Here is a 1,622-nt window from a genome sequence, read left to right as displayed (position 1 = left end):
ATTCTCGATGGCACGACCAGCTTGGAGGCGCTTTCCGAAGCTGCTGTCGCCGAGGGCATAAATCCAAATCCGCGTTCGGGCCGCCAGGAATATCTGGAAAACATCATCACGCGGAACACCTGAGCCGTGACGACCCGCCTGCGCCGCTCTGCCCTTGCCGGTGCCCTCATGGCATCGGCGGCGGCCGCGGCGGCGCAGGCACCCGTCACGCCCCTGACCCTCGACCCCCTGTTTGCCGACAATGGCGTTCTGCAGCGCGACCGGCCGGTCGTCGTCTCCGGAACAGCAGGCCCCGGTGAGCGGATCACAATCCGCCTCGGTGAAGGCAGTGCGAATGCGAAGGCCGACGCCGCAGGCCGCTGGCGGGCCACCCTGCCCGCCTACCCTGCCGGGGGAGATTTCGATCTGGCAGCGTCGGCAGGTCCAGCGCGCGTTGCGAGCGCCAAGCGCCTGACCTTCGGCGACGTCTGGCTTTGTTCGGGCCAGTCGAACATGGAATTGCCGGTCAGAGCTGCGCTCAACGCCGAGCGCGAGATCAACGCCAGCGCCAATCCAGCCATTCGCCTGCTGAGCATTGCGCACGACAGCAAGCCCGCTGAGCAACGCAGCTTCGCTTCCCCGGTTGTATGGACGCCAGCCACCCCGGCCAGCGTCGCGGGTTTCTCGGCTGCCTGTTACTTCATGGCCCGTGACCTGCAGAAACGCCTCAACGTGCCGATGGGCCTGATCCATTCGAGCTGGGGCGGATCGAACATCGAGGCGTGGATTTCCGGGCCGACACTGGCCACGCTCGACGGACAGGCCAAGGATGTTGCCCTGAACGCGCTCTTTGCGCGCGACCCGGTTGCAGCTCAGGCGCAAATGGCCGCCAACTGGCAAAGTTGGTGGCACGCACAAGCAGGCGCCGACTCATCGCCGTGGAACGACGACGGCGGCTTGACGTGGCAGGCGGTCCCGCTGCCGTGGCGCGACTGGAAGACTTGGGGCGTGTCCGCGACCGAAAAATTGAACGGCATGGTCTGGTTCGACCGCGCGATCGAGCTGACCGCCGCACAGGCGGCGCAAGGCGCGACGCTCGATCTGGGCGCCATCGACGAAGTCGATCAGAGCTGGGTGAATGGCAAGGCCATCGGCAACAGCTTCGGCTGGGCGACCGACCGGTCCTATGCGCTGCCAGTGGGCGCGCTGAAGGCCGGGCGCAACCGGATTGCGCTCAACATCTACAGCGCATGGGGCCTCGGCGGATTGTTCGGCCCGGCCGACAAGATCGCGCTCAGGCTCGCCGACGGAACGCGAATCCCGATGGGCGACGGCTGGCGCTACGCCCTGCCCCGCAGCCTCCTGCCCTCACCGCCAGCTGCGCCCTGGCATTCGATCGGCGGCAAGACCGGCATGTACAATGCGATGATCGCCCCGGTCGGGAGCTATGCGATCAGAGGCGCGGCCTGGTACCAGGGAGAATCGAACACCGGCAATGCGGGCGCGTATGCGCTGTTGCTCGACACCCTCAAGAAAAGCTGGCGTGCGCAGTTCGGGGCGGACACGCCCTTCCTCATCGTGCAGCTGCCCAATTTCGGCGACGTGGTCACGAAGCCGGTCACCTCGGGCTGGGCATCGCTGCG

The 1,622-nt window shown here is 66.6% G+C and carries 1 protein-coding gene; it reads left to right on the top strand.

The window, feature by feature from the left end:
• Window positions 1–126: 126 nt before the first annotated feature.
• A partial coding sequence (locus RMO89_RS00620) for a sialate O-acetylesterase (protein ID WP_310530586.1) occupies window positions 127–1,622 on the top strand: 1,496 nt, incomplete at its 3' end.

The sequence above is a fragment of the Novosphingobium sp. genome (assembly GCF_031424035.1).
In the GTDB taxonomy this organism is placed as follows: domain Bacteria; phylum Pseudomonadota; class Alphaproteobacteria; order Sphingomonadales; family Sphingomonadaceae; genus Novosphingobium.
Note: the sequence above shows the minus strand (reverse complement) of the source record. Positions and strands in the feature narration are given on the sequence as shown.